Origin of the sequence: Marivita sp., assembly GCF_017643905.1 — a bacterium.
GTDB lineage: Bacteria > Pseudomonadota > Alphaproteobacteria > Rhodobacterales > Rhodobacteraceae > Marivita.
In genome coordinates, this window is the sequence record NZ_JAEPMO010000251.1 from 1 (window position 1) to 3,649 (window position 3,649).

A 3,649-nucleotide genomic window follows, 5' to 3' on the forward strand; every position below is an offset into this window, starting at 1 on the left:
CGCAGCGTGCCGTGGAACAGCCGCACATCCTGCCCGAGATACCCCAACGACCGGCGGATATCGCGCATGTCGATCTGGTTCATGTCGGTGCCGTCGATCAGGATCGATCCGGAGGTGGGCGCGTAAAGACCAGCCAGCATCTTGAGCAGCGTGGACTTGCCCGACCCGTTGGTGCCGAGGATGGCCAATGTCTGGCCGGGCTGGATCACGAGGCTGGGAATGTCGAGCACCGAGGGCATTTCCGGATCATAGCGGAACGTCACTTCGCGCAGTTCAAACCGGCCTTCCAGCTTTTCGCGGCGCAGGTACTTGCGGTTCTCGGCCCGGTCCTGCGGCAGCCCTGCAATCCCGTCCAGCGCATCCAGTGCCGCCTTGACGTTGCCCCAGCGCGCCATGATGCCCGACAGCTGCGTCAGCGGGGCCAGCGTGCGCGAGGTCAGGATGCCCACGGCGATGATCGACCCGACGGTGAACTCTCCGGCAAAGACGAGGTAGGTGCCCGCGATCACCGCACCCACATAAGTGGCCTGCTGCACGCCCTGGCTCCAGAAGGTCAGCGCGGCGGCAAGGCGGCGTTGTTCGGAGGATTTCAGCGCCTGTACCGAGGTCAGCTCTTCCCACTGGCGGGCAAAGCGGTCTTCGGCGCGCTGGGTCTTGATCGTGTCCAATTCGGTCACGGTCTCGTTCAAGAGGCGCGATTGCTTGGTCGACGCGCCCTGCATCTCGCGGGTGATGCGGATCATCTTCTTTTGCAGAAAGAAGCCCGGGATCACCATCAGAACGGCACCGGCGACCAGCACCCAGACGACGCTGCCCGCGATGGACCAGACCATCAGCAGGAAGAGCACGATGAACGGGATGTCCGCCAGCGCGCCCACGGTGGAGGCGGTGAAGAATTCGCGCACCGAGGAAAACTCGCGCATCGATGCAAAAAGCTGCGAGGGTGAACGCCCCGCCGCATCCGACCGCATGCCCAAAAGCCGGTTCAGCAGCGTTTGCTGCACACCCGTTTCGATCTGCCGCCCGGCCCCGTCCAACAGCGTGGACCGCGCGACCTTGAGAAACGCCTCAAGCATCAGCGCCATTGCAGCACCGATGGCCAGCACCCAAAGGGTGGCCGAGGATTGGTGCGGGATCACGCGGTCATAGACCTGAAGCGAGAAAAGCGCGACCGACAGGGCAAGGATATTTGCCACAAACGATCCCAGCGCCACCTCGCCGAACTGACGGGTATAATTGGTGAAGCTGCCCCAGAACCAATGGCTCTTGCGCCCGTCATCCGTATGCGTGTCGACCAGCGTCTGCACAGGGGCTTCGCCCCGCACTAGAACACCGCTGTAGAAAGGCGCGAATTCAGCGACATCGACGCGTTCGGTCTTGTCCTTTGCAGACGGATCCCAGATCGACAGGGTCATGCGGTCCTGCTTGAGCACCAGCACCGCCTGCCCGTTGGTCATCAGCGCAATCGCGGGCCAGTGGTTCGGCGTCGGGCGCGGTACGTGCAGCCCCTGCGCCAGCAGTCCGGCCGCCTTGGCGCCTGCGATCAGCGCCGCTTCGCCCACAAGACCGTTCTGGTCCTGATGCAGGCTGATCGCCTCGGTGATGTCGGACGCCACCGTCGTCAGGCCCAGACGGCCCGCGTAGGTGCGGATCAGTTCTGTCCGGGCGCGGACGCGGTCCGAATAACGCGGGGCGCGTTTGGGTTCGTTGGCTGGTTTGATCCCCTGCGGGACCATGCGCAGAACGGCGTTTTTGGCGCGCCCCGACAGCAGGGTGATGTTACTGACGCCGCTCAAATCTTTGCTCCATCGGCAAGAACGCCCAGCCGCTTGGCGGCGTCCAGTTCGGCACGTGCGGCCTGAAACTTTAGGTCGAGTTGTTTTTCCAGCGCCCGGAGGAAGGTCTCGTAGACGCTGACCACGTCCATCACCTGACGCGTGCCCGCATCGTATTGGCGCTGGAACAGGTCGAGATTGGTTTTGGCCTGCGCGGTCAGCCCTTCGGCCTCAGCCGCCTGCCGCTTCAGCGCGTCGATGCTGCGCTGATCGGCTTCGATGGACCGACGCGAGATATCCTCGGCCTCGGTCACCTTGCGATCTGCGGTGATCTTGGTGGCCTCGATAGCTTGCAAGGACGCGCCTGTGCCAATGCCCAGCATCTGTTCTGTGTTTACGCTCAGGGCCAGTCCTTCGCCGCCATTGCGCACGCTTCCCCCCGCTGACAGACCGGGCAGATGCCCGGCACGGGCGATCTTGGCCTGCGCCAGCTGCCGGTCGCGTTCCACCTTGGCGCGCAGGACGTTAAGCGATTGATCCGACGGGGTGCTGCCCATACCGCGCAAGCCGCGCTGACCGGACAGAGAGACCGCCGACATCGCGTTCAGTTCGGCCACCGCGCGGGTCGTCTTTTCGTGCGCCGCTGCATCCCGGGCGCGCAGATCGGCCAGTTTCTGTTTCAGCACGTTGAGATCGGAAAAATCCGACACGCCGCCCTGAACACGTTCGTTCATGACCCATTCGAAATGGCCCATGTCCTTGAGCGCCTGACCGTAAAGATCTGCCGCCGCGCGGCCTTCTTCGGCCTGAAGATACAGCACCAACCCGTCATAAACACGTTTGTTGCTGCTTTCCGACAGGGCAACAGCGGCCATTTCCACATCCGCCTTGGCCAGATCGCGCTCGGCTGCCTTGCGGCCGTTATCGAAGAGGACCTGGTTGATCACCAGATCGGCCACCACATCGCTCAGAGAGGTCAGAGTGATGCGCGGGGAAATCGTCGGCCACCAGTTCTTGGACGCCGCCTCGGCGCGCAGCTGCGCCACATGCAGTTCCGCTTCGGCCACCCGCGCATCGGCAGCCAGCACACCCGCAGCAACCTCGGCATAGGGGCTTCCGGGCGTCAGAACGCTTTGCCGCGCGGCCAGATCCGCGATGATCGGCGACGCCTCTTGCATCGTGACCGCTTTGGGAGCGGCCGTCTTGGTCTCGCCTGTCACATCTGTGCGCACGTCAGGCTGCGCGGACAGAAACCGCGACACGGCCCCGTCGCCCATATCCTGCATACACCCCGAAAGAGCCGTTACCGCGAGGACTGCCCCTGCCACGACCCTTCTATTCAGCCTCATCGCGATCGAGCCCCCCGCCTTTGGCTTTTTTTGGTTCGGGGGCCGGGGCATCGCTTGATGGCCCGAACAGTCTATCCTCTTGCTCAGATTGTGACGTTGTTGATGTCGTCGTCGATCAGCACGGTGGCATCGCCCAGATCGTAGACGTCGTAGCTCTGACCGTCCTCGAACCGAGTGCCGGTGCGGGTTGCGCCGGTGATCCGCACGGAATCGTCGCTGTTGCCCAGAACGCGGACTGTGTTGTCCTCGCCCGTGATCGCGACGATCTGCGCTTCTGTGATCGTCAGCGTCGCCTCTTCGGTGAATTCGAGGTCGATCACGTCGATCTCGCGGCCGCCAATATTGCTTGTGAGGCCCACGTTGCTGCGGCTGACACCCGGGCCGCCCAGCACCACGTAGGTGCCGGTGCTGTTGCCCGCGCTGTCGGTCGCGGTGCCCCCAAGGGTCGATCCGCCCTGCCTCACGCTGTTGAACGAGTAGTTGGCTTCGTTCCCGCCGGTCCAGTCCTTGTCGTTGAACCCCACC

Annotated in this window: 2 protein-coding genes and 1 pseudogene; all 3 read right to left on the bottom strand. The window is 63.7% G+C overall.

What is annotated here, in order from left to right:
* Window positions 1-1,736, bottom strand: a 1,736-nt coding sequence (locus tag JJ869_RS22725) for an ATP-binding cassette domain-containing protein (RefSeq protein WP_292271124.1), incomplete at its 3' end; no start/stop codon positions are given.
* A gap of 56 nt (window positions 1,737-1,792) precedes the next feature.
* On the bottom strand, window positions 1,793-3,124 hold the full coding sequence (locus tag JJ869_RS22730) for a TolC family protein (RefSeq protein WP_292271122.1): 1,332 nt from the start codon (window positions 3,122-3,124) through the stop codon (window positions 1,793-1,795).
* Between the two features lie 83 nt (window positions 3,125-3,207).
* Window positions 3,208-3,649, bottom strand: a pseudogene (locus JJ869_RS22735) (hypothetical protein); the annotation flags it as partial.